17 protein-coding genes and 1 tRNA gene are annotated in these 23,934 nt (G+C 63.0%); 9 read left to right on the forward strand and 9 right to left on the reverse strand.

Features of this window, described 5'->3' with window-relative positions:
• The first annotated feature begins 141 nt into the window (after positions 1 to 141).
• From MD273_RS11405 to MD273_RS11415, 3 genes are all read left to right on the forward strand, one after another.
• Positions 142 to 579 carry a DUF4864 domain-containing protein gene (locus MD273_RS11405; protein ID WP_239037919.1) on the forward strand — a complete coding sequence of 146 codons (438 nt, stop codon included), beginning with the start codon at positions 142 to 144 and terminating at the stop codon, positions 577 to 579.
• Between the two features lie 77 nt (positions 580 to 656).
• Positions 657 to 2,369, forward strand: a complete 1,713-nt coding sequence (locus MD273_RS11410; RefSeq protein ID WP_239037920.1) for a VRR-NUC domain-containing protein — start codon at positions 657 to 659, stop codon at positions 2,367 to 2,369.
• The gene (locus MD273_RS11415; RefSeq protein WP_239037921.1) at positions 2,366 to 4,642 is read left to right on the forward strand and encodes a helicase C-terminal domain-containing protein; all 2,277 of its coding nucleotides are present in this window, start codon (positions 2,366 to 2,368) and stop codon (positions 4,640 to 4,642) included. Before MD273_RS11410 ends, MD273_RS11415 begins: the two co-directional genes overlap by 4 nt.
• Here the strand turns inward: MD273_RS11415 and cra are convergent.
• A complete protein-coding gene (gene cra, locus MD273_RS11420) occupies positions 4,563 to 5,597 on the reverse strand; it encodes a catabolite repressor/activator (RefSeq protein WP_239037922.1) in 1,035 nt (344 codons plus the stop codon). The genes MD273_RS11415 and cra overlap by 80 nt on opposite strands.
• Before the next feature lie 162 nt (positions 5,598 to 5,759).
• Here cra and ptsP point away from each other — a divergent pair, with 162 nt between their 5' ends.
• The 4 genes from ptsP (at position 5,760) to MD273_RS11440 (ending at position 11,835) form a co-directional block, all read left to right on the forward strand.
• Positions 5,760 to 8,591: a phosphoenolpyruvate--protein phosphotransferase gene (gene ptsP, locus MD273_RS11425; protein ID WP_239037923.1), complete on the forward strand. Its 2,832-nt coding sequence runs from the start codon at positions 5,760 to 5,762 to the stop codon at positions 8,589 to 8,591.
• Positions 8,591 to 9,559 (forward strand): 1-phosphofructokinase, encoded by a 969-nt coding sequence (gene pfkB, locus MD273_RS11430; RefSeq protein WP_239037924.1) that lies wholly within the window; start codon positions 8,591 to 8,593, stop codon positions 9,557 to 9,559. The genes ptsP and pfkB overlap by 1 nt, the downstream gene beginning before the upstream one ends.
• Positions 9,556 to 11,301, forward strand: a complete 1,746-nt coding sequence (locus tag MD273_RS11435; protein ID WP_239037925.1) for a PTS fructose-like transporter subunit IIB — start codon at positions 9,556 to 9,558, stop codon at positions 11,299 to 11,301. The genes pfkB and MD273_RS11435 overlap by 4 nt, the downstream gene beginning before the upstream one ends.
• A 141-nt stretch (positions 11,302 to 11,442) precedes the next feature.
• The gene (locus MD273_RS11440) at positions 11,443 to 11,835 is read left to right on the forward strand and encodes a globin (RefSeq protein ID WP_239037926.1); all 393 of its coding nucleotides are present in this window, start codon (positions 11,443 to 11,445) and stop codon (positions 11,833 to 11,835) included.
• Positions 11,836 to 11,845: 10 nt separating this feature from the next.
• On the opposite strand, the gene MD273_RS11445 is transcribed toward MD273_RS11440, so the two are convergent.
• On the reverse strand, positions 11,846 to 13,105 hold the full coding sequence (locus tag MD273_RS11445) for an NAD(P)/FAD-dependent oxidoreductase (protein WP_239037927.1): 1,260 nt from the start codon (positions 13,103 to 13,105) through the stop codon (positions 11,846 to 11,848).
• A gap of 194 nt (positions 13,106 to 13,299) precedes the next feature.
• Between MD273_RS11445 and MD273_RS11450 the strand changes: the two genes are divergently transcribed.
• Positions 13,300 to 14,874: a phospholipase D family protein gene (locus MD273_RS11450; RefSeq protein ID WP_502846054.1), complete on the forward strand. Its 1,575-nt coding sequence runs from the start codon at positions 13,300 to 13,302 to the stop codon at positions 14,872 to 14,874.
• Between the two features lie 46 nt (positions 14,875 to 14,920).
• Here MD273_RS11450 and MD273_RS11455 read toward each other — a convergent pair.
• The 7 genes from MD273_RS11455 to def all read right to left on the reverse strand — a co-directional run bounded on the left by MD273_RS11455 (position 14,921) and on the right by def (position 22,569).
• Positions 14,921 to 14,997 (reverse strand) — tRNA-Pro (locus tag MD273_RS11455).
• Positions 14,998 to 15,099: 102 nt separating this feature from the next.
• On the reverse strand, positions 15,100 to 17,181 hold the full coding sequence (glyS, locus tag MD273_RS11460) for a glycine--tRNA ligase subunit beta (RefSeq protein ID WP_239037929.1): 2,082 nt from the start codon (positions 17,179 to 17,181) through the stop codon (positions 15,100 to 15,102).
• A 2-nt stretch (positions 17,182 to 17,183) separates the two neighbouring features.
• Positions 17,184 to 18,212, reverse strand: coding sequence for a glycine--tRNA ligase subunit alpha (gene glyQ / locus MD273_RS11465; RefSeq protein ID WP_502846055.1), 1,029 nt, complete (start codon positions 18,210 to 18,212; stop codon positions 17,184 to 17,186).
• A gap of 127 nt (positions 18,213 to 18,339) precedes the next feature.
• Positions 18,340 to 19,743: a Trk system potassium transporter TrkA gene (gene trkA / locus MD273_RS11470; protein WP_239037930.1), complete on the reverse strand. Its 1,404-nt coding sequence runs from the start codon at positions 19,741 to 19,743 to the stop codon at positions 18,340 to 18,342.
• Positions 19,740 to 21,041: a 16S rRNA (cytosine(967)-C(5))-methyltransferase RsmB gene (gene rsmB / locus MD273_RS11475; RefSeq protein WP_239037931.1), complete on the reverse strand. Its 1,302-nt coding sequence runs from the start codon at positions 21,039 to 21,041 to the stop codon at positions 19,740 to 19,742. Before rsmB ends, trkA begins: the two co-directional genes overlap by 4 nt.
• Entirely contained in the window at positions 21,041 to 21,976 is a 936-nt protein-coding gene (fmt, locus tag MD273_RS11480) for a methionyl-tRNA formyltransferase (protein ID WP_239037932.1), read from the reverse strand. Before fmt ends, rsmB begins: the two co-directional genes overlap by 1 nt.
• Positions 21,977 to 22,065: 89 nt before the next feature.
• Positions 22,066 to 22,569 carry a peptide deformylase gene (def, locus tag MD273_RS11485; protein ID WP_239037933.1) on the reverse strand — a complete coding sequence of 168 codons (504 nt, stop codon included), beginning with the start codon at positions 22,567 to 22,569 and terminating at the stop codon, positions 22,066 to 22,068.
• A gap of 308 nt (positions 22,570 to 22,877) precedes the next feature.
• Between def and MD273_RS11490 the strand changes: the two genes are divergently transcribed.
• Positions 22,878 to 23,894, forward strand: coding sequence for a LysM peptidoglycan-binding domain-containing protein (locus tag MD273_RS11490; protein WP_239037934.1), 1,017 nt, complete (start codon positions 22,878 to 22,880; stop codon positions 23,892 to 23,894).
• Positions 23,895 to 23,934: the final 40 nt, after the last annotated feature.

Consider the following 23,934-nt stretch of genomic DNA (forward strand, 5'->3'; position numbering starts at 1 on the left):
TTATGCCTGATCAGTCTGACCATTGGCTGCGACAGCCACGGTCGCAGGCGTTTTACTGGTCGATCATTTTTTAATCATCTGTTGCGGGCCTGCAGCGTATGATCTGGAGAGGGCGTGGTGCAAAAAGCGGAGGTGAGAAAAATGGCCTGGAATCCTCTCCGGACAAGAGTCCGTTTACCTTTTTTTCTTCTGATCGTCCTGGTGGTTGTGGCGCTGCCGGGTCTGCCCAGCGCCGGGGAACAGGACGAGGCCATCGAACAGACCATCCTGAGGCAGATCGAAGCCTTTGCCAACGACGACCAGGAGGCCGCTTGGGCGTTTGCCTCCGAGGGCATCAAACGACGGTTTGGTGACGCCGGTGTGTTCTTCAGCATGGTTCGGGAGGCCTACCCGGCAGTGCACCGGGCCTCGACCATCGAATTTGTCGAACTGGTCCCTCACGGCACGTTCGACATCCAGGTGGTGCGACTGACCGGTCCGGATGGACAACGCTGGGATGCCTACTACCGAATGGTGCGCAGTGATGGCGACTGGCGGGTGGCCGGTGTGCAGTTGCAGCCCACGGACATGGGAATCTAAAGCGCGTTTGAGGTCACGGGCGAGCGGGCGTAAAGTTGCACGATCTGACAGCTTTCCGTGAAGTACCTGCTCGCCCTATGACCACGTTTGACCCTGCTTCTGTGCCGCGCACCGCGGACCTGGATAATCCTCTGTATTACCTGGAAAACATGGAAACCGTGGTACGGTGGGTGCTGGATCACCACGGGGATCTTCTGACCGGGCCCGAATTCCGCCTGCTGGAAACCTTCCTCGGTCTCGAGACCGGGGAAAAAGCCCTGCTGACCCGATTGGTGATGCGCACAGGGGAACTGTTCCGGGCGGACAAACTGGCCTATCCGGAGCTGGATTCACCCGTTTCTGAAATCCTGCACCGCCTGGTGTCGGCCGATTGGGTCGAGACGGAGCCCCTGCTCGACCTTGACCAGCTGTTCCGCCTGTTCACCCTGGCCGAGTTACGACCGGCCTTCGCCGATACCCTGAAAGGGCTCGGCCACAACCGCGGGCTGCCCAAAGCGGCCATGAAAAGGGTGTTGTCCGATCACTTTTCCGAGGCACGGACCCTCGACCAATGGTTCGATACCGGTGATGCCCGGGTGGTCCGTTTGCAGCACATGGCACTGTTCGACCGGGTCCGCCTGATGTTCTTTGGTAACCTGCGCCAGACCTGGTCTGACTTTGTGCTGGTGGAGCTGGGGTACCAGGCCTACGAGCAGGTACCAATCAATCGCGAATCCCGGGCCTTCGACTGCCGCAGTGACGTGGACTGCTATCTGGCCATGCAGGCCTGTCGGGATCAGCTCGACCAGGAGGTTCCGGCATCTGAAGTGTGGCCGCAGGTCCCCGGCCCGGTGACCAACGCCTGGCTGGCGGGTCGGCGGGATCGACTGCTGCTGGAACTGGGCCGGCAGGCCGAGCGCCAGGGCGACCGTGAGCTGGCGCTGACCGCCTTGGCCGGCAGCGGGCATCGCGAAGCCCGGTTGAAGCAATTGCGGCTGCTCGAGCGGATGAAGCGTCACCGGGAGGCCTGGCAGATTGCCAGCCAGTGGCAGACCGGGGAATTGAGTGATGCCGAACGTCAGGGGCTGGACCGGATCCTGAAACGGCTGGCTCCGAAGGTGGGGGAACCCAGGCCAGCCCTGGCGACGGCACGACCGATCAATGAGTGGCAGGTTTCCTTACCCCGGCCCTCGGCTGGTTCGGTGGAATGGGCTGCGGCTGAACATTTGAATCAACCCCAGGCTCCGGTGGCGTATGTGGAAAACACCCTGATCAACGGCCTGTTCGGCCTGTTGTGCTGGCCGGTGATCTTCAAGCCGGTGCCCGGCGCCTTTTTCCACCCCTTCCATACCGGCCCCGCCGACCTGACCCGGGAGGATTTCGTGGTGCGCCGCCGGTCCGATTTCGAGGCCTGCTTCGCCGCACTTCGCGATGGTTGTTACCGCGAGCGCATCCTGGACACCTGGCACGGCAAGCAGGGGCTCGCCAATCCGTTTGTCGTCTGGCCGGCCCTGTCCGAGGCCCTGATCGAGCTGGCGCTGGATTGTATTCCCCCGGACCATCTGGAGGCGATGTTCCGGCGCCTGCTGCTGAATGTGAAGGAGCATCGCAGCGGATTCCCGGACCTGATCCAGTTCCATCCGAAAGGCTCCGGGGACAAGCCAGGTTACGAGATGGTGGAGGTCAAAGGCCCGGGTGACCGGTTGCAGGACCACCAACGCCGGTGGCTCGATTTCTTTGCCCGCGAGGGCATTCCCGCCAGCGTCTGTTACGTGCGCTGGCAGGAAAACACTGGCGAGGAGATGCCGTGAAGGTTGCGGTTCGCACCCTCTGCGAGTTCGCTGCCCGCCGGGGGGACCTAGACTTCCGGTACACCCCGGCACCCTCCTCCGAGGAGGGCATTGCCGGCCACCAGGCCATCCAGTCCCGCCGGGGCTACGGTTACAAAAGCGAGTATTTACTGACCGGTGAGTGCCTGGAAATAAAGCTTTCCGGAAGAGCGGACGGTTATGATCCCCATCGTGGCCGGCTGGAGGAAATCAAGACCCACCGGGGCGACCTTGCCCGGATAAGGGAACACCAGCGGGCCCTGCACCGGGCCCAGTTGCGGGCCTACGGTGCCCTGCTGTGCAAACAGGAAAAGCTGAAAAGGATCGAGCTGGTGCTGGTGTATTACGACACCGGTCGGGACAAGGAAAGTCAGCTTGCCGAAACCGCAAATGCCGATGAACTCTGGCAGGAACTCGAAGAGCTGTGCCGACGATTTCGGGCCTGGGCCGAACAGGAAGAACACCACCGGAACCAGCGTAATGCTGCCCTCGCCCGATTGAGTTTTCCCTTTGCCGACTTCCGGCCGCGCCAGCGGCAACTGGCCGAAACCGTCTACAAGAATGCCATGACCGGCGGCACTCTGTTGCTGGAGGCGCCCACCGGTCTTGGCAAAACCCTGGGGACACTGTTTCCGGGCCTGATGGCGATGGCCCAGGGCAACCAGGACCGGTTGTTCTATCTGACCTGCCGCAATACCGCCCGGCAGCTGGCCCTGGACGCCGTGGATAAACTCAGGGCCGCCCAGGACGGGTCTGTTGACTGGTCGCTCAGGGTTCTGGAGTTGGTGGCGAAGGACGATGCCTGCGAGCATCCGGACAAGGCCTGCCACGGTGAATCCTGTCCTCTGGCGAAAGGGTTTTTCGATCGACTGCCCGATGCCCGCGCCGAAGCGGCTCAATCCGGGGTGCTGACCCGGGCCGAGCTGGCGCGCATTGCCGCGGGCCATGACATCTGCCCCTATTTCCTGGCCCAGGAGATGGCCCGCTGGACTGATGTGGTGATCGGCGACGTCAACCGGATGTTCGACCAGTCCGCCCTGCTCCATGGCCTGGTTCGCCAGAACCAGTGGCAGGCATCGATCCTGGTGGACGAGGCCCATAACCTGGTGGACCGGGCCCGGGGCATGTACTCGGTCACGCTGGAACAGCAGCGGCTGTTGCGGGTCAGGAAAACCGCTCCGAAGGTGCTGAAGAAAGCGCTGGATCGCACCGCACGTGCCTGGCAAACCCTCATCCGGGATCAGGATGAGGACCCGTCCGGGCCGGTGTTTCTCGAGTCTCTGCCGCCCAGCCTGATCGGCAGTCTGCAGGGGCTGGTCTCCAGCCTGACCGATTACCTCGCCGACAACCCGCCGGATCTGGCACTGCAGGAGCTCTTGTTCGAGAGCGTCGGCTTCATGAAGCTGGCGGACAGCTTCGGCGACCACTCGCTGTGCGAATTCCGGCGCTCCGGTCGTGGTCGGGCCTCACTCACCATCCAGAACCTGATCCCGGCGGACTTCCTGCGCGAACGGTTCGCCGCCGCCGGCTCGGTGTTGTTGTTCTCGGCCACCCTGAGCCCCGGCATCTACTACCGGGATTTGCTGGGCCTGCCGGAAACCACCGCCTTCACCTCTCTGCCCAGTCCCTTCAGCGCCGACCAGCTGCAGGTCCACTTTACGCCCAGGATCAGTACCCGCCAGGCGCACCGGGAAGCGTCACGGGCGCCCATCGCGGAGATCATTGCCCATCAGTTCCGGGAGCGGCCCGGCCATTACCTGGCGTTCTTCAGCAGCTTCCAGTATCTCCGGTCGGTCAGTGAGACGCTTGCCGAGCAGGCTCCGGACATCCCCCGGCGCTGTCAGACACCGGGCATGAGCCAGGTTGAGCGAGAGGCCTTCCTGGCGGAGTTCCGGCAACCGGAGCCCGGTGTGGCGTTTGCCGTGCTGGGTGGGGTGTTCAGTGAGGGGATCGATCTGCCCGGTGAGCAGCTGATCGGGGCGTTCGTGGCGACCCTGGGGCTGCCGCCGTTCGACCCGTGGCACGAGATACTCAAGGAACGGCTACAGGATCGCTTCGGCGCCGGCTATGACTACACCTACCTGATTCCCGGGCTCCGGAAAGTGGCCCAGGCCGCCGGCCGGGTAATCCGCACTCCGGAGGACCAGGGTGTGATCTGGCTGATCGATGACCGGTTCATGCGTCCTCAGGTGCGGAGCCTGCTCCCACGCTGGTGGTTTTCCCGGCCGGAAGACGACGCTTCAACGAGCGATTGATGGTGATGGTTTTCGGCGCGGTATCGCCGCTGATGATCCGCCAGACCTGCTCCAGGGTCGCGGCGGCAATGGCTTCGTGATTCTGGGGCAGGGAATTGACCGGTAGTGGCAGGAAGTCCAGCAGGCGATCATCACCGAAGGTGGCCAGCCGCAAATCGTCCGGCAGGTCCCCCGGTTGCTCCACCAGCACATCAAGAACACCCTGCATCAGGGTATAGGAAGCCGTCATCACCGCATCGGGCATCGGGTGCTGTTGCAGGAATGTCCGCATGGCTTCGGCACCGGCCTTGCGGTCATAGTGGGAGCAGCTTCTGATCACTGCCCGGCAAGCGAGTTTGCTGACGGCCTGCTCGAAGCCGTATCGACGCTCCCGGCTCATGGCCAGGGCTGGCACGGCATCGAGCCATAGCACGGTCCCCGTCGCCTCGGACAACAGTGACTCGGTCAGTTCCTGGGCTGCGCCGGCATTGTCGCTCACCACGCAGGAGATCCGGTCCGGCGACTGGGCCCGGTCCACCGCGACCACCGGCAGACCCTGCTCCTGAAGCCGTGGATAGAACGCGTCATCCGTGGGCAGGGCACTGGCTACAATCAACGCATCGCATCGGCGGGCCTTCAGGGCCAGTGCCAGCGCTTTCTCGGTGCCCGGATCGTCGTCGGATCCGGCGATCAGCAACTGATACCCCCGGGCTCTGGCCCCCCGCTCCAGCAATTTGGCCAGCCGGGCGTAACTGGTGTTTTCGAGGTCCGGCAGGATAAAACCGAGGGTGCGGCTGGCACCGCCCCGCAGGGCGGCCGCCTGGGTATCGACCTGGAAATTGTGGTCGCGGGCGATCGCCAGCACCTTGTCGATGGTTTCCTGTTTGATACGCCGGGCTGGTCCCTGCCCATTGATCACATAGCTGGCGGTGGTTCTCGATACCCCGGCAAGGCGGGCAAGTTCGGCCAGAGTCATGCTGTCGGTTCTCCTGGGGTTGCAGCGGCGTCTGAAAAGTCTGCTTGATTTCTGATCATATCTGTTTCATGATCCATTTTAAGCATGCTGACACGATTCAGCAAACACGATCCAGTGTTTTACCGAAACGGATACCACAACAACAAAGCGAGGCAACTCCCCATGCTGACGCTGACTGCCAATGACGTACGTCTCGGCGCCTCCGCCGACCACTGGCGAGATGCCCTGGCCCAGGCCGCCGACGATCTCCGTCAGGCCGGACGTACCACCCCCGATTACCTGGATGGCATGCTGGACCGTGAAGGCCAGTCTTCCACCGTACTGGGCAACGGCATCGCCATTCCCCACGGAACCCCCGAAAGCCGCCAGGCGGTCACCACCACCGGTATCCGGATCCTGCAGTTCCCTGACGGTATCACCTGGCACGATGAGGAGACCGTGTATGTTCTGGTGGCCATTGCCGCCCAGTCTGACGAACATCTGGACATCCTGCGCCACCTGACCCGGGTGCTGGACAAGCCGGGCCTGGCGGAAAAGCTGGCTACCGCGACCGATGCGTCCGAACTGGTTGCCCTGTTGTCCCGGGAACCGGTGGCCGCCAGATGCGATGCAGATACCCTGTGCCTCAACGTCGATGCCACCGCACCCACCGAGCTGGCAATGGTTGCGGCTGCCCGGCTGCAGCGTCTGAACTGCGTCGGACCAGACTTCCTGGCCGCCATCAGTGGTCATGAGCCGGTGGATCTGGGCCAGGGATACTGGCTGGTGCATCACACCATCGGGGCGCGACGGCCTGCCCTGGCGCTGGCCACACCCCGGCGGGTGACGGGCTCCCTGCGTGGAGTCTTCTGCCTGGCCGGGCCCGGTGATCAATGCCATGAACTGCTGGAACGGATGGACAATTTCCTGGCCAATCCCGAGCCCATCGAGGGGTTATCCACAGAAGCGGTACTCGCCCGGTTGTCCGGTGAGGCGGCCGACGCGGTTACGGCGCGGGTGACGCTACTCAATACCCACGGCCTGCATGCCCGTCCGGCCAAGCAGCTGGTGCAGGAAGCGCGCCGCTTCAACGCCAGCATCCGGGTCCGGTTGCAGGAGGGTGACGGCAATGCGGTTTCCGCCACGAGCCTGACCCGGATCATCGGCCTCGGGGCCCGTCGTGGCCAGACCCTCGTACTGTCGGCCACCGGTGAGCAGGCCGGTGCCGCGATTGAGGCATTGTCGAGAGCTATTACTGACGGTCTCGGGGAAAAGGTTTTGCCGCTGCGCAGCAACGACCAACCGGTGCAGACTGAGCAGCCCGAACCGGAACCGCTGGTCGACGACGAGCCACTCAAGGCAGTGGCCGCGTCCCCGGGGCTGGCCCTGGCGCCGGCTTTTGTTCTGCGCCAACCAATGCTGGAGTATCCGGCCCGGGCCAGCGACAGTGAGGCCGAAATCCAGCGCCTGAACCAGGCCATTGATGATGCGGACGGCCAGCTGCGCACCCTGATCCGCCAGGCGGAAGGGGGCGAAGCGGCACCCATCCTGTCAGTCCATGTGGAAATGCTGCAGGACGAGGATCTGTATCAGGCAGCCCTCGAGGCGATCAGCAATGACGGTGCTTCGGCCGAAGCCGGCTGGTGGCAGGCAATCGATACCGCTGCCCGGGCCCAGGAAGCGCTGGCAGACCGACTGCTGGCCGAGCGCGCGGCGGACCTTCGTGACGTCGGTCGCCGGGTCCTGGCCAATCTGTGCGGGGTGACGATGCCCTCACCGCCCGAGCATCCGTTTATCCTCGTGGCTGACGACCTCGGTCCATCCGATGTCGCGCGACTCGACACGTCCCGGGTTCGGGGTCTGGTAACCGCCCGGGGCGGCGCCACGTCACACAGTGCCATTCTGGCCCGTGCCTTGGGTTTACCCGCGGTGGTAGGTGCCGGCGACCGGATTCTGTCCATTGCCGGGGAGACTGACCTGGTGGTGGACGGCGAGCGCGGATGCCTGGTGCCGAATCCGGGTGCCGAGCGCCGGGCCCGGATCGAACGCCGTCTGGCCCAGCTGGAAACCCTGCAGGCCCGGGCCCATGAGCAGAAGGACGAACCGGCGACCACCCGGGATGGCCATACCCTGGAAGTCTGCGCCAACCTCGGCAACACCGCCCATACCCCCGATGCGGTGGCGCGTGGCGCAGACGGTGTCGGCCTGCTGCGGACCGAGTTCATCTTCATGGCACACCCGCAAGCGCCAGACCTTGAAACCCAGGTACAGGAGTACCGGCACGCGTTCGACGCGTTGAACGGCCTGCCCCTGGTGGCACGGACCCTGGATGTCGGTGGGGACAAGCCCCTGGACTACTGGCCCCTGCCCCCGGAGGATAATCCGTTCCTGGGCCTGCGCGGTATTCGCCTGTCCCTGACCCGCCCGGACATCCTGGAAACCCAGGTCCGCGCCCTGCTTGTGGCGGCGGGTGACCGGCCTCTGCGGATCATGTTTCCCATGGTCAAGGACCTCGCCGAATTCCGCGCCGCCAAAGCCATAGTCGACAGGGTGCGCGAGGAGGTGGCGGCAGCCGACGTCCAGGTTGGCGTGATGATCGAAGTACCGTCCTGTGCGCTGCTGGCACCAAGCCTGGCACCGGAAGTGGATTTCTTCTCCATCGGCACCAACGACCTGACCCAGTACACCCTGGCCATTGACCGGGGCCACGGCCAGTTGTCCGCGGAGTCCGATGGCCTGCATCCGGCGGTACTGCAGCTGATCCGTATGACCGTTGAGGCCGCTCATGCCCACAACCGTTGGGTTGGCATTTGCGGCGAACTGGCGTCCGACCCCCAGGCCGTGCCGGTGCTGGTGGGCCTCGATGTCGATGAACTGTCGGTCACCAGTCGCCGGGTGCCCCTCGTGAAGGCCTGCATCCGTGGCCTGACCCGCGCTGCAGCCCGGGAACAGGCGGCACTGGCCCTCAGCAAGGCCACCGCAGCCGAGGTGCGGGACGCCCTGGAGGCTTTCTGATGGCCCGTATCCTGACCATAACCCTCAATCCGGCGCTGGATCTGAATGTAGAGCTGGCGGAACTGCAGCAAGGAGCAGTCAACCGGGCGACCCGGACCCGGCTGGTGCCGGCGGGCAAGGGGATCAACGTTGCCCGGGTACTGGCCCGCCTTGGCCACAGTGTTACGGTTTCCGGGCTGCTGGGTGAGGACAACGCCGGGGTCTTCGAGCAGCTGTTCAACGATGAAGCCCTTGAGGACCGATTCGTCCGGGTCCCCGGCCAGACCCGCAGCAATATCAAGCTGGCAAACGCCAGTGGGCAGGTGACTGAAATCAACGGCCCCGGCTTCCAGGTACCGGCCGATGCCCGCAATCGTCTCGAGGTTCGCCTGGCGCCCCTGCTCGAGGACTGCGATGCCATGGTCATTGCCGGAAGTCTGCCCTCGGGGCTCGCTGCCGAGGCCGTTGCGGGGCTGGTTCGCCTCGGCCGGAGTGCCGGCAGACCGGTCTGGCTTGATGCCAGTGGCGATGCCCTGACTCAGGGGCTCGACGCGGCACCCTTTGGGGTAAAGCCGAACCTGGAGGAGCTGTCGGACTGGATCGGTCAACCCCTGGAGGATGCCGGGACCATCACCGACGCAGTCGGACAGCTCCACTCTCGGGGCGTGCAGCAAGCGGTGGTATCCCGTGGCGCAGCTGGCGTGCTCTGGTACTCCCCGGGCGGAGCCTGTTCGGCCATTCCGCCGGCGGTATCCGTCGCCAACACTGTCTGTGCCGGAGACACCCTGCTGGCCGGCATGGTCCACGGGCTGCTGACACGCCCGGAACAACCGGAGGAGGTGCTGCGGTACGCCACCGCCCTGTCCGCCGAATGTGTACGCCACGTGGGTGTCGGCGACCCTGCCGCCCCGGATTTTCAAGCTTTACTCGACCAGACCCGGATCACCCCCTGGCCCGGGACGAACAACAATGGGGAGATGCCATCATGAACCTGATCATTGTCACCGCCTGCCCACAGGGCGTTGCCACCGGTTTTCTCGCCGCACGGGCCCTGGAACGTGCCGCCACGCAGAAAGGCTGGCACGTGACCACAGACATTCGCGGCCAGGGTGGCCGGATCGACAGCCTGCCTGCCCCGGAGACCATTGCCGGTGCCGACCTGGTGATCGCCGCCGTCAGTGCCCCGGCTGACCTGAGTGCATATGTTGGCAAGCGACTTTACCGCCTGCCGGTGACCGAGGCTCTGCCGGATCCGGGCGCAGTCCTGAAGCTGGCCGAACGGAACGCCATCCCGTTCGAGCCGGAGGCCGAACCCGGTGGCTCAGGCGACGCCGCGGCACCGGGCGGTAAATCCATTGTGGCGGTTACAGCCTGCCCGACCGGCGTCGCCCACACCTTCATGGCCGCGGAGGCATTGACCGCGGCAGCCGAGGCAGCCGGGCACCGGATCCGGGTGGAGACCCAGGGCTCCGTGGGTGCCCAGGACCCGCTCACCGACGAGGAAATTGCCGGCGCCGATGTGGTCATCCTGGCCTGCGACATCGAGGTAGAGCCTGGCCGGTTTGCCGGCAAGCGGGTCTGGCGCACCTCCACCGGTGCGGCGCTGAAGAAACCGGCGGACACCATCCGGGATGCCCTGGACCGGGCCGAGGTGCTGAGCGCGTCGAGCCAGAAAACGGAAACGGCCGCCGGCGGTGAGAAGCGTGGCCCCTACAAGCACCTGCTGACAGGGGTCTCATTCATGCTGCCGATGGTGGTGGCCGGCGGCCTGCTGATAGCCCTGTCCTTCGTTTTTGGCATCGAGGCCTTCCAGGAAGAAGGAACCCTGGCCGCCGCGCTGATGCAGATCGGGGGCGGCACCGCCTTCAAGCTGATGATTCCGTTGCTGGCGGGCTACATTGCCTGGTCGATTGCGGACCGGCCCGGTCTGGCTCCGGGCATGATCGGCGGTTACCTGGCCGGAACTCTTGGGGCCGGCTTCCTCGGTGGTATCGTCGCCGGCTTCCTGGCCGGTTATACCGCCCGGGCGGTAAGCCAGAAACTGCCGTTGCCGGAAAGCATTGAGTCCCTGAAACCGATCCTGATCATTCCATTGATCGCCAGCCTGGTGACCGGACTGGGCATGATCTACGTGATCGGCGAACCCATGGCCGCGATCATGGACAGCCTGACCGGCTGGCTCGAGAGTATGGGTACCACCAACGCCATCCTGCTGGGCGGAATCCTTGGCGCCATGATGTGCTTTGATCTCGGAGGCCCCGTGAATAAAGCCGCCTACACGTTTGGTGTGGGGTTGCTGTCCGAGGGCAGTGGCGGCTCAGCACCCATGGCGGCGATCATGGCGGCAGGGATGGTTCCCGCCATAGGCATGGGGGTCGCCTCTTTCGTGGCTCGACGCAAGTTCGCGGAGGCCGAACGCCAGGCCGGTCGGGCGTCGTTTGTGCTCGGCCTGTGCTTTATCTCCGAGGGCGCGATTCCGTTCATGGCCAAGGACCCGCTGCGAGTGATTCCGGTATGCATGCTCGGAGGTGCAATCACCGGGGCGCTGTCCATGTTGTTCACAGTAAAACTGATGGCACCCCATGGCGGTCTGTTTGTCCTGGCCATTCCGAATGCGGTGAGTGCCGTTCTTCCTTATCTGGTCGCCATCGGCATCGGTTCCCTGGTCATCGGTTTCGGATACGCCCTACTGAAAACCGGTAAGGCGGAAGTGACAGCGGCCGCGATATAAATCTGTTAAACGGTTTTTATGCAAAAATAAACTATAAGACCGACTAGTAGTTACATTTAGCTATGGAAAAGTTTCTTTGCAGAATTAGAATGCGTGGCCTTATCAGACTGGTTTCACTCTCGACAAGGACACAGACTGCAAATGAACAACACGGATCTCGTTTTCCAGAGTTATGGACGTTGCTGCCGCAGGGATGATTTTTTCGTCGATTTCTACGACTTTTTCATGTCCAGTTCCGATACCATCCGCAACCGCTTCCTGAAAACCGACATGGACGCCCAGCGGCATCTGCTCCGGAACGGCATCATGCAGCTGATCCTGCATGCCCGTGGCATGTCGGACCGTAAGCTGCGAGCCCTGGGCGAGAGCCACAACCGTAACAACTACGACATCAAGCCGGAGTGGTATACGTTGTGGCTGGAGGCGCTGCTGAAAACCGTTCGCCAGCACGACCCGGACTACACACCGGAGTTGGGCAAGGCCTGGCGGGAAGTGCTGAACCCCGGTATTGACCTGATCCGCGGGGCTTACTGAGCGTTAGCCCTCACCCTCGTGGTGCGGGCTTTGCCAGCCATTCGTGACCCTTCAGCATGCCGTGCCAGTAGAGGCCCGGCAGTTGCTTGGCCTTCAACCACCAGGCCGCCCGCGTTGCCTTGGTGCCATCGTTGAGCCACTTCGGGAAGCTGGGCTGCAGCTGGCCGCCATAGCCGAACTCGGCCAGCACAATCCGGCCGTTCTCCACCGTCAGCGGGCAGGAGCCATAGCCCAGATAGGCTGCTTTCAAGGGTTGATTGCGCAGGGTTGCCAGCAGGTTCTCGGCTACAACCGGCGCCTGTTTGCGGACTGCCGCCGCGGTTTTGGCGTTGCCTGTGCCGCTGACATCCCCCAGGCCAAAGACATTGGCAAAGCGCCTGTGGCGCAGGGTGTCCTCCTCCAGGTCCAGCCAGCCACCTTCATTGGCCAGGGTGGATTCCCGGACAACTTCCGGCGCCCGCTGCGGCGGCACCGCATGCAGCATATCGAAGTTCACGTCCTTGTCCCGGCTGTTACCCTCGGCATCGGTGACGCGGAATGTGGCAGTCTGTGCCGGACCATTTACCGCCACCAGGTTGCTCTGGAAACTCACATCGATGCCGTATTTGCGGATGTAGGCCTCCAGCGCCGGCACATAGTCGGGAACACCGAACAACACCGCACCGGCATTGTGGAACTGGATATCAATGCCCTCCAGCACGCCATGTTTGAGCCAGTAGTCCGACGACAGGTACATGGCTTTCTGGGGCGCTCCGGCGCATTTGATGGGCATTGGTGGCTGACTGAACAGAGCGCGGCCCTGTTTCAGGCTTCGCACGGTTTCCCAGGTGTAGCTGGCCATCCCCTCCAGGTAGTTCGAGGTTACGCCATTTTGTCCGAGCGCTTCCTTCAGACCGTCGATTCCCTCCCAGTGCAGTTCCAGGCCTGGCGCGATTACCAGAGTCTCGTACGCCATCCAGGAGCCGTCCGCCAATTGGATGCAGTTCTGGTCCGGGTCGAGGGCGATGACTTTTTGCTGGTACCAGCTGACGAATGAGGGCATGACCTCCTGCATGGGTTTGGCGGTCACCTCGGGACGGAAGACACCCCCTCCAACCATGGTCCAGCCGGGCTGGTAGTGGTGGATGGAGGACGGTTCCAGCACCGAGACATCGAGGGTCCGGTCCCGATTGTGGAGGCTGGACGCGACTGAAATGCCCGCGGCTCCACCACCCACAATCACTACGGTGTGTTTTTTGTCGTATTCCCGTGGGACTGCATTCGAATTCATGCCTTGAACCTCTCTGTTTGTCTTTCTTGGAGCAACCACCAGGCCGTGGTTGATATTGATCAAATATTAGCAAACATTGAGGTATAACGTTATATCAAATAGAAATATGTCAGGTGGCCCAAAGACCGGGCGAAGAGTCGGTTCTGCATTATAGTGTCAGGAGGAGATTCCTATACTCCTGGATGGAGGGGCGATTGGCAGCGACATTTCCTGCAGTGCGACGTACCTGGCTTTGGCCGGTAGCGGCACTCTTTCTGTTGTTATCGGGCTGTGCCTTGCCGCCATTGGCCGACCGGCCTGTCAGCCAGTCGTTTCCTCAGTCCCAAACTCGTGAGACGGCCCTGGGGCAGGCCATTGCGCCGAAGACCGATGCCCATCCCGGAGAGAGCGGAGTCGTTCTGCTGGCGGATCCCTACGATGCCTTTGCCGCCCGGGCCCTGCTGACCGAAGCCGCAGAGAGCAGCCTGGATGTGCAGTATTACATCTGGCGGCCGGACACCACTGGTACCCTGATGCTGTATACCCTCTATCGGGCTGCCGAACGCGGCGTGCGGGTCAGGCTGTTGCTGGATGACAACGGCATTGCCGGCATGGACGACATCCTTGGGGCCCTGAGCCGGCATCCTGACATCCAGATTCGTCTGTTCAATCCGTTCGTGGTGCGAAACCCCAAATGGCTGGGTTACTTTACGGACTTCCGGCGCCTCAATCACCGGATGCACAACAAATCCTTCACCGCGGACAATCAGGTCACGATCATTGGTGGCCGTAACATTGCGGATGAATACTTTGGCGCCGCCCAGGGTGCGTTGTTTGCGGATCTGGATGTGCTGGCCATCGGCCCGGCGGTGGATGAGGTATCCCGGGATTTCGACCGTTACTGGGCCAGCAGTGCCTCCTGGCCCGTCCAGCGGATCCTGGGTGAGCCGGATCCGGATCCTGATCCGCAGGCGGCACTCACCGATCTGTTCAGCAGCGCCGAGAACAGTGATGCAGCCGCGGTCTATGTCCGCGCGCTGGAGGATTCGGAGTTCCTGCGAAAGCTGTTGGCCAGGAAGCTGACGTTCAACTGGGCGCCAGTGGTCATGGTCAGCGATGATCCTTCGAAAGTGATGGGTGAGAGCGACCAGGAGGACCTGCTCAGCCGGCAGCTGGCCCGGGCACTCGAGGACCCCGAACGGAGTATCACGCTGATCTCTCCCTACTTCATCCCCCGGGATGCCGGAGTCGAACTGTTCCGAAAGCTGGAAGAGCGGGGGGTTGAGGTGCGGGTTCTGACCAATTCCCTTGAGGCCAACGACGTGGCCCTGGTGCATGCCGGTTACAGCAAATACCGGAAACCCCTGCTACGGGCGGGTGTCGAGCTGTGGGAAATGCGCAGGCTCGATGATGAGGCGCCGCGGGAAGAAGACCTGCAAACGGGCATGATGGGCAGTTCGGCTTCCAGCCTGCATGCGAAGACTTTCGCGGTGGATGGCCAGACCCTCTTCGTGGGCTCATTCAACTTCGATCCCCGCTCCATCCACCTCAATACCGAACTGGGGTTTGTGATTGAGAGTCCGGAGTTGGCGCGAACCCTGGAACGGGAATTTGACCAACAGGTGCGCTTCAGTGCTTACCAGGTGGTGCTGAACGAGGACGGTGACCTGCGCTGGCTGGAGCAACAGGAACACCGGACGGTGACATACAGCCATGAGCCGGGCACCGGGCCACTGAAGCGAATGATGGTGTTTTTCTGGTCGTTGATGCCGATCGAATCCCTGTTATAGGGGATCAGTCTGACAGATGTCTTAGCAGAGAAAAGCGGGAAGGAAATGGTCGGCGTGGCAGGATTCGAACCTGCGACCCCTTCGTCCCGAACGAAGTGCGCTACCAAGCTGCGCCACACGCCGAACAACGGCCGGTATTATACGGATTAAACGCGTTTTGGCTACCCCTTGGGCGGGGAATTTTTGTCCGTATAACTGCCAGTACCGGCCGTCTCGCCGTCCCTGTTACCCGGCGGTGGGCAACAGGGAAATGTCCGCCACCCGCAGGAACAGGTTGCGCAGGCGATTGAGCAGCGCCAGGCGGTTGTTGCGGATCGCCTCGTCCTCGGCCATGACCATGACCTCGTCGAAGAAGGTATCCACCGGCTCCCGCAGGCTCGCCAGGGAGCTCAGGGCACTGGCGTAGTCGCCCTGCTCGAACAGCGGCACCACCTTGTGGGCCTGCTCTTCCACCCGGGCCGCCAGGGTCTTTTCCTCGGCATCCTGCAACAGGTTGTCGTCCACGGTTTCGCCGATGCTGTCACCACCCTGCTTGGTCAGGATGTTGGATACCCGTTTGTTGGCCCCCGCCAGGGCCTGGGCCTCGGGCAGCTGGCGGAAGGCTTCCACGGCCTTGACCCGGCGATCGAAGTCCAGCGGTTTGGTGGGCCGGCGGGCGTGCACCGCGAGGTAGACCTCGGCGCCGATGCCCTGCTCTTCGTAGTGGGCGCGGAAGCGCTCGAGCATGTAGTCCACCACGGTGGTGGCGGTGTTCTGCTCGGTCAGCACGCTGAAGTTCTGCTCGGCCCACTCGCAAACGGTCTGCAGGTCCAGCGGCAGTTCACGCTCAATGATGATGCGCAGCACGCCCAGGGAGGCCCGGCGCAGGCCGAACGGATCGCGGGTGCCGGAGGGCGGCTGATTGATGCCGAACAGGCCCACCAGGGAATCGATCCGGTCGGCGATGGCGACGGCGCAGCCCGTCAGGGTGCCGGGCAGGTCGTCACCGGCGAAGCGCGGCATGTACTGCTCGTTCAGCGCCTTGGCCACATCCTCGTGCTCGCCATCGTTGGCGGCGTAGTACTGGCCCATGATGCCCTGCAGGTCGGTGAACTCCAGGACCATTTCGGTGACCAGGTCGGTCTTGGCCAGCATCGCAGCGCGTTCGGCCAGGACCGGGTCGCTGTTGATCGCCTCGGCGATCTTCTTTGCCAGTGCGGCGACCCGCACCGACTTGTCGTAGATGCTGCCCAGCTTCTCCTGGAACACGATCGGTTTGAGGGCCTCGATGCGGTCTTCCAGCCGGCTCTTGCGGTCGGTGTCGTAGAAGAATGCGGCGTCGGCCAGGCGCGGGCGGATCACCTTCTCGTTACCGGAGACGACCTGGCTCGGGTCCTTGCTTTCCAGGTTGGCCACGGTAATGAACAGCGGCAGCATCTTGCCGTCCTTGTCCACCACGTGGAAATACTTCTGGTGCTCCTTCATGGACGAGATGAGCGCTTCCGCGGGAACCTCTAGGAAGCGCTCCTCGAACCGGCCCATCAGTGGCACCGGCCACTCGTTCAGGGCGGTGACCTCGTCCAGCAGGTCCTCGTCGATAACCGCCTTGCCGCCAGCTTCCTTCTCGGCCAGGGCGGCAACCCCGGCGCGGATATGTTCGCGGCGTTCGGCGAAGTCCGCCAGCACGTAGCCTTCCTGCTTGAGGACCACCTCGTAGTCATTCGGGGTGGGGACAATCAGCGGCTTCGGGCAGTGGAACCGGTGGCCGCGGGTGGTATTGCCCGGCTTCAGGCCCATGATGGGGGCGTCGATCACCTTGTTGCCGAACAGCAGGATCAGCCAGTGCACCGGGCGAACGAATTCGGTGCGGTAGGCGCCCCAGCGCATGCGCTTGGGAATCGGCAGGGCGGCCAGGGACTGCTCAACCAGTTCCGGCATCAGTTCCACGGTCGGGCGACCCTTCTCCACGGTGCGGTAGACCACCCAGGCGCCTTTGTCGGTTTCCATGGTATCGAGCTGATCCGGGGTAATGCCCAGGGAGGTGGCGAAGCCGGTTAGCGCCCGGGTCGGGTTGCCGGAATCGTCGAAGGCGGCCTTGACGGCCGGGCCACGCTTCTCCACCGGCTTGTCCGGCTGGGCGTCCGCCAGGTCACGGACCCGAACGGCCAGTCGACGCGGTGCGGCAAAGGCTTCCACCTTGCCGAATTCAATGCCGGCATCTTCCAGGCCCTTGGCAATGCCTCGGGTGAAAGCGTCGGACAGTGGCTTGAGAGCCTTGGGAGGCAGCTCTTCGGTGCCCAGTTCGACCAGAAAATCCTGTGTAGCCATGGTTATGCGTTCCCCTGTTCCTGCTGTGCCTTCTTCGCTTTCTTGCCCTTCTTCTTGCCGTTGGCCTTGGCTTCAGCGGCCTCTGTCGCGGCCAGAACTTCCGCCTTCAGGGCCTCCGGGGCCAGCGGGAAGCCGAGCTTGCGGCGGCTGTCGAAGTAGGCCTGGGCCACGGCGCGGGCCAGGGTGCGAACGCGGAGAATGAAACGCTGACGCTCGGTCACGGAGATGGCGTGACGGGCATCCAGCAGGTTGAAGGTATGAGAGGCCTTGAGCACCTGCTCATAGGCCGGCAGTGGCAGACCCACCTCGATCAGCCGGGCGCTCTCGCGCTCATGCACGTCGAAGCTGTGGAACAGGAACTCGGTATCGGCCTGCTCGAAGTTGTAGGTAGACATTTCCACTTCCTGCTGGTGGAACACGTCGCCGTATGTAACGACGCCGTCCGGACCCTCGGTCCAGACCAGGTCATAGACGCTGTCCACGCCCTGCAGGTACATGGCGATACGCTCCAGACCGTAGGTCAGCTCGCCGGTGACCGGATAGCACTCCAGGCCGCCCACCTGCTGGAAGTAGGTGAACTGGGTCACCTCCATGCCGTTGAGCCAGATTTCCCAGCCCAGGCCCCAGGCGCCGAGGGTGGGCGATTCCCAGTTGTCCTCGACGAAACGGATGTCGTGGACCAGCGGGTCCAGGCCCAGGGCCCGCAGGGAATCCAGGTACAGTTCCTGGATGTTGTCCGGGGAGGGCTTCAGGACCACCTGGAACTGGTAGTAGTGTTGCAGACGGTTGGGGTTTTCCCCGTAACGGCCGTCGGTGGGACGACGGCTGGGCTGAACGTAGGCCGCATTCCAGGTCTCCGGACCGATTGCCCGCAGGAAGGTGGCCGGGTGGAAGGTACCGGCTCCCACTTCCATATCCAGGGGCTGGAGAACCACGCAGCCGTGCTGCGCCCAGAAATTCTGCAGAGCCAGGATCAGACCCTGGAAGGTCTTGATATCCGGCGCGGAGTTGTGCGTTGCCTTGTCTGTCACGACGTATGCCTGCTGATTCAGTCTGTGTGTGGCGCCCCGATCATCCTCCGGGGCACTCCGAAAAAAGGCGCATTATACGCTTGCCAATGCGGTATTTCTAAGTGGTCTTCACTGCGTTGATTTTGAACTAGAAGAAGGTCAGCCCGACCTGAAAAAGTTTCTCGACATCCCGGACCCGGGACTTGTCCACCAGGAACAGGATCAGATGATCGTCCGGCTGTACCCGCAGGTGATCGTGGGCGATCAGGACCTCGTTGTGGCGGACGATGGCGCCGATGGTGGTGCCTTCCGGCAGGGAGATCTCATCCAGTCGTTTGCCCACCACCTTGGACGACCGGTGATCGCCGTGGGCGATCGCCTCGATAGCCTCCGCGGCGCCGCGACGCAGTGAGTGAACGTTTACTACATCGCCTCGGCGAACGTGGGTGAGCAAGCTGCCAATGGTGGTCTGCTGGGGCGAGATCGCCACATCGATGTCGCCACCCTGGATCAGGTCCACATAGTCGGGGTTGTTGATCAGGGTCAGTACCTTACGCGCGCCGAGGCGCTTGGCCAGCAGGGAGGCCATGATGTTGGCCTCGTCATCGTTGGTGACCGCGCAGAAGACATCGGTGTTCTCGATGTTCTCTTCCAGCAGGATGTCCTTGTTGGCGGCGTTGCCTTCCAGCACCACGGTCTTGCGCAGGTTCTCGGACAGCATCACGCAGCGCTCATGATTCCGGTCCAGCAGCTTGACCTGGTAGCGGCCTTCCAGGGTGCTGGCCAGGCGTTGGCCGATGTTGCCGCCGCCGCAGATGAAGATCTTCTTGTACGGCTTTTCCAGGGGCTGAAGCTCGCTCATGACCGAGCGGATATGGTCGGCGCCGGCGATGAAGAACACCTCGTCGCCGTCCTCGATCACGGTGTCCCCCTGGGGCATGATCGCCCGGTCCTTGCGGAAGATGGCGGCCACCCGGGTGTCGATCTTGGGCATGTGGGTGCGCAGGTAGGACAGCTCGTGCCCCACCAGTGGACCGCCCTTGGTGGCCTGGATTGCCACCAGCCGTGCCAGGCCCTTGGAAAACTCGAGTACCTGCAGCGCCCCGGGGTATTCGATCAGCCGGGTAATATGTTTGGTAACCAGATGCTCGGGGCTGATCAGGACATCGATGGGAAAACCGCGCAGGCTGTCCAGGTCCTTGGCCTTGTCACGCTGGTAGAACAGCTCCGGCTTGGCCAGGTAGGCGTTGGCCCGGACCCGGCAGATGGTGGTCGGCGTCTTGTACAGCAGCTTGGCGACCTGGCAGGCGACCATGTTGGTTTCGTCGCTGTTGGTGACGGCAATCACCATGTCGCCGTCTTCAGCGCCGGCCTGCCGGAGTACCGTCGGATAGGACGCCTTGCCCTGAACCGTCCGGATGTCCAGGCGATCCTGCAGTTCCCGCAGCCGCACACTGTCGCTGTCGACCACGGTGATGTCGTTGGCTTCGTTGGCGAGGTTCTCCGCCAGGGTACCGCCCACCTGGCCGGCGCCGAGGATCAGGATCTTCATGGTTCGGGTTTCTCCAGTACCGCGTAGAAGAAGCCATCGTGGCTGTCAGGGTCCGGCAGCAATTGCCGGCCGGCGCCGGTGTCCCGGCCCCAGGCCACGTCCGGCGCGATCAGGCCGGCATCGGGCTGCTGTTTCATGAACCTCTGAATTATACGGTGGTTTTCCTGTGGGAACACGGAGCAGGTCGCATACACCAGGCGGCCACCGGGTTTGAGGATAGACCACATGGCCTCGAGCAGCCCCAACTGGGTACCGGCCAGGGGTGCAATGTCCGATTCCCGCCGCAGCAGCTTGATGTCCGGATGCCGGCGAATTACTCCGGTAGCACTGCAGGGTACATCGAGCAGGATGCGGTCGAATTCGGTGCCGTCCCACCAGCTGTCGATATCGGCTGCATCCGCCTGTGTCAGGGTGGCGCTCAGGTCCAGACGGTCCAGGTTTTCCTGTACCCGGGGCAGGCGCTCGGCGGATTCGTCAATGGCAACGACTTCGGCCAGTTCGCCACAGGCTTCCAGGATCGCGCAGGTCTTGCCGCCCGGCGCCGCGCAGGCATCCAGCACCCGCTGGCCGGGGGCGAGATCCAGCAGGGTGGTACACAGCTGGGCGGCCTCGTCCTGGACGCTGGCGGCGCCGTCGGCGAACCAGGGCAGACGGTCCACCGGTACCGGCCGGGCAAGCTGGACGGCGTGAGGCGCGAACCGGGTCGCCGTGGCCTCGATGCCCGCCTCGTTCAGCAGGCCCAGGTAGTGCTCGCGGCTGAAACGCAGGGCATTGACCCGCAGAGTCATCGGGGCCTGGGTGTTGTTGGCATCGAGAATCTGCTGCCAGTCCTGCGGCCAGTTGTGACGGAGCTTGTCGACCATCCAAAGGGGATGGCTGAAGCGGGCCGCGTCGTCTTCCGGTTCGGGTGCCCCGTCCCGCTCGGCGGCACGCAGCACGCCGTTGACCATTCCGGTCAGGTGCGGCTTGCCCAGAGCCCGGCAGGCTTCCACCGATTCATTGAGCACGGCGTAGGTGGCCTGCTCGCTGAACCGGAGCTGGAACAGCGCGACGAGCATCAGGTGATGGACAATGCGGTCCGGTTTGCGCAGCGGTTTTTTCAGCCTGCCCTGCAGCTCGCCATCGAGCCGGTAGAACCAGCGACAGGTGCCGTAACACAGCGCCTGGAGTTCCGAGCGTTCGCCCTCCCCGACCCGGTTCAGGGCCGGCGGCAGGCATTGGGACAGGGACTGGCCCTGCTCGACCGCCAGCAGGACGCTGGCAGCGGTGGCCCGCAGGGGTTGCTGGCCGGAGCCCATCAGTGCAGCTCCTGGCCGGGCAGCAAGAGCTGCTTGCCGCCATTGATCAGGTCATTGACGCTCTGTGCCCGCGCACCGGGCAGCTGCAGGCGGGTGATACGCAGGGTGCCGTCACCGCAGGCCACGTCGATGCCCTCCCGTTCCCGGCGGATCACCGTACCGGCGGGCTCGTTGGATGAACCGGCAAGGGCGCGGGCTTCGTGAACCCGGATGCGCTGCTTGCCCAGGTCGGTGTAGGTGCCGGGCCAGGGATTGAAGGCGCGCACCAGCCGCTCGATGGCGGCGGCATCCTGGTGCCAGTCGATGTGACCTTCCTCTTTCGACAACTTGTGGGCGTAGCAGGCCTGGTCGTCGTTCTGTGCCTCCCCGGACAACTCACCCTTTTCCAGCAAGGCCATCGCCTTGACGATGGCCTCCCCGCCCATGGTGGCGAGGCGGTCGTGGAGACTTCCGCCGGTGTCGTCGTGGTGGATCGGCGTGATGGTTTTCAGCAGCATGGCGCCGGTATCCAGGCCTTCGTCCATCTGCATGATGGTGATGCCGGTTTCCCGGTCGCCGGCGGCAATGGCCCGATGGATCGGAGCGGCACCGCGCCAGCGTGGCAGCAGGGAGGCGTGGATGTTCAGGCAGCCATGCGCCGGAATTTCAAGCACGGTCCTGGGCAGGATCAGGCCGTAGGCGGCAACAATCATCACGTCCGGATTGAGCATCGCCAGTTCCTGCTGGGCTTCGGGACTGCGGAAGTTCTGGGGCTGGAACACCGGCAGGTCAGCTTCCAGCGCCACCTGTTTGACCGGGCTGGGCATCAGCTTGCGGCCGCGGCCGGCGGGCCGGTCCGGCTGGGAGTAGACGCCGACGATGTCATGGTGGGTTGCCAGAAGGGCTTTCAGGGCGGTAGCGGCAAAGTCGGGTGTGCCGGCAAATACGATTCGCACTGTGGTGTCGTCTCTGTTCCGTTGAATACGAAAAGACCGGGCCATCGCCCGGTCCGTCACTGCCTGTCTGTTCTGGGGCCTGAAACGGTTCAGGCACTCTTGCGGTGAAGCTTTTCCAGTTTCTTTTTGATGCGGTTTCGCTTCAGGGCACTGAGATAGTCCACGAACAATTTGCCGTTCAGGTGGTCCATCTCGTGTTGAATGCAGACCGCCAGCAGACCTTGCGCCTCGAGTTCGAATGGCTCACCGTTACGGTCCAGCGCCCGGATCATGCAGTGTTCAATGCGTTCCACATCTTCGTAGAATCCCGGCACGGAAAGGCAGCCTTCCTGCATCGCTTCGTAGTCGCCATCGAGGACCTCCACTTCCGGGTTGATGAATACCCGCGGTTCACTCTTGTCCTCGGACAGGTCCATGACGATGATCTGTTTGTGAACATTGACCTGAGTCGCCGCCAGACCGATTCCGGGCGCATCGTACATGGTCTCGAACATGTCGTCGATCAGCTTGCGGATGTCGTCTGTGACTTCGTCCACCGGCTTGGCGATGGTGCGCAGACGGGGATCCGGGTATTCGAGGATTTCTAGAATCATAACGCTCGCGTGTCTGGTCCGTTTGTCCGGCAGTTCAGGCATTCAGCCCGGCTACCGTTTGAATTTTGTAATCCTGTGAGGGATGTCTCGATATTATCCCCCAATTCGTCGATTGAGTACAAACTGATCAGTTAATAGTTAAAATCTTTCAAGGGCGGAATAGAATTCACTGGAAGAACAAAAGATAACATCACAATTTCCGAGACTTCTTCTATAGTATCAGGAATAACAACGTAATAAGCTGCAGTATTCCGGCTGCATCCCAACAGAATGCAAAGACTCAAGGCACGCGATCAAGGACTTACACAATGAGGAAACTGCTGTACGCTCTGGCAGCCACAGCGCTGCTGTTCACTTCCTGGGCCCAGGCTCAACCGGAGCTGCGGTCCGACCATCCCGAGCGTTACACTGTCGTGAAGGGGGACACTCTCTGGGACATTTCGGCGCGCTTCCTGAACAATCCCTGGTACTGGCCGGAAATCTGGCACGTGAATCCCCAGGTGGCCAACCCGCACCTCATCTACCCGGGTGATCGCCTCGCGCTGGTTTACATCGATGGCAAGCCGCGGGTTACCAAGGTGGCGTCCAACGGTGTGGTCAAGCTCTCGCCGCAGGTCCGTTCCGAGCGGATCGACACCCCGATCCCGGCCATACCCCTCGACGCCATCAGCAGCTTCCTCACCGACACCCGGATCGTGTCTCCCGAAGAACTCGAGGGTGCCCCCTACGTGCTCGAGGGTGAGGATGGCCGCATCCTCACCGGCGCTGGCGACCGCGTCTACGCCCGTGGCGACAAACCGGCAGACAAGGTGGGCATTTTCCGCAGAACCAAGGAATTCCGTGATCCGGATACCGGTGAGTTCCTGGGTCTGGAAGCCCGGAGCATCGGTGCCGGCAATATCACCGCCGAGAACGGCGATGTGCTGACCCTGCGGCTGACCAAGTCCAACCAGGAAATCCGTATCGGTGATCGGCTGTTGACCAGCGTCGATCGCCCGATTGCCACCAGCTTCGTCCCCAGCGCTCCTGAAGAGACCGTTGAAGGCGAGATGATCGCGGTTGATGGCGGTGTCAGCCAGATCGGCCAGTACGACGTGGTCGCGATCAACCGCGGCGAGCGGGATGGCCTGGAGGCAGGCAATGTCATGGCGGTGCTCAAGAGTGGCAACCTGGTCCGCGATCCGGTGACCGGTGAAACCATCGAGCTGCCCTCCGAGCGTGCCGGCCTGCTCATGGTCTTCCAGGCCTACGAAAAAATGAGTTACGGACTGGTCCTGCAGGCTACCCGCCCGCTCTCGGTGGGCGACAAGGTAACCAACCCCTGACCCTGAGGGTCAGCCTGACGGTAATATGAATGGCCGGGCG

Origin of the sequence: Marinobacter sp. C7, assembly GCF_022343555.1 — a bacterium.
Classification (GTDB): Bacteria; Pseudomonadota; Gammaproteobacteria; order Pseudomonadales; family Oleiphilaceae; genus Marinobacter.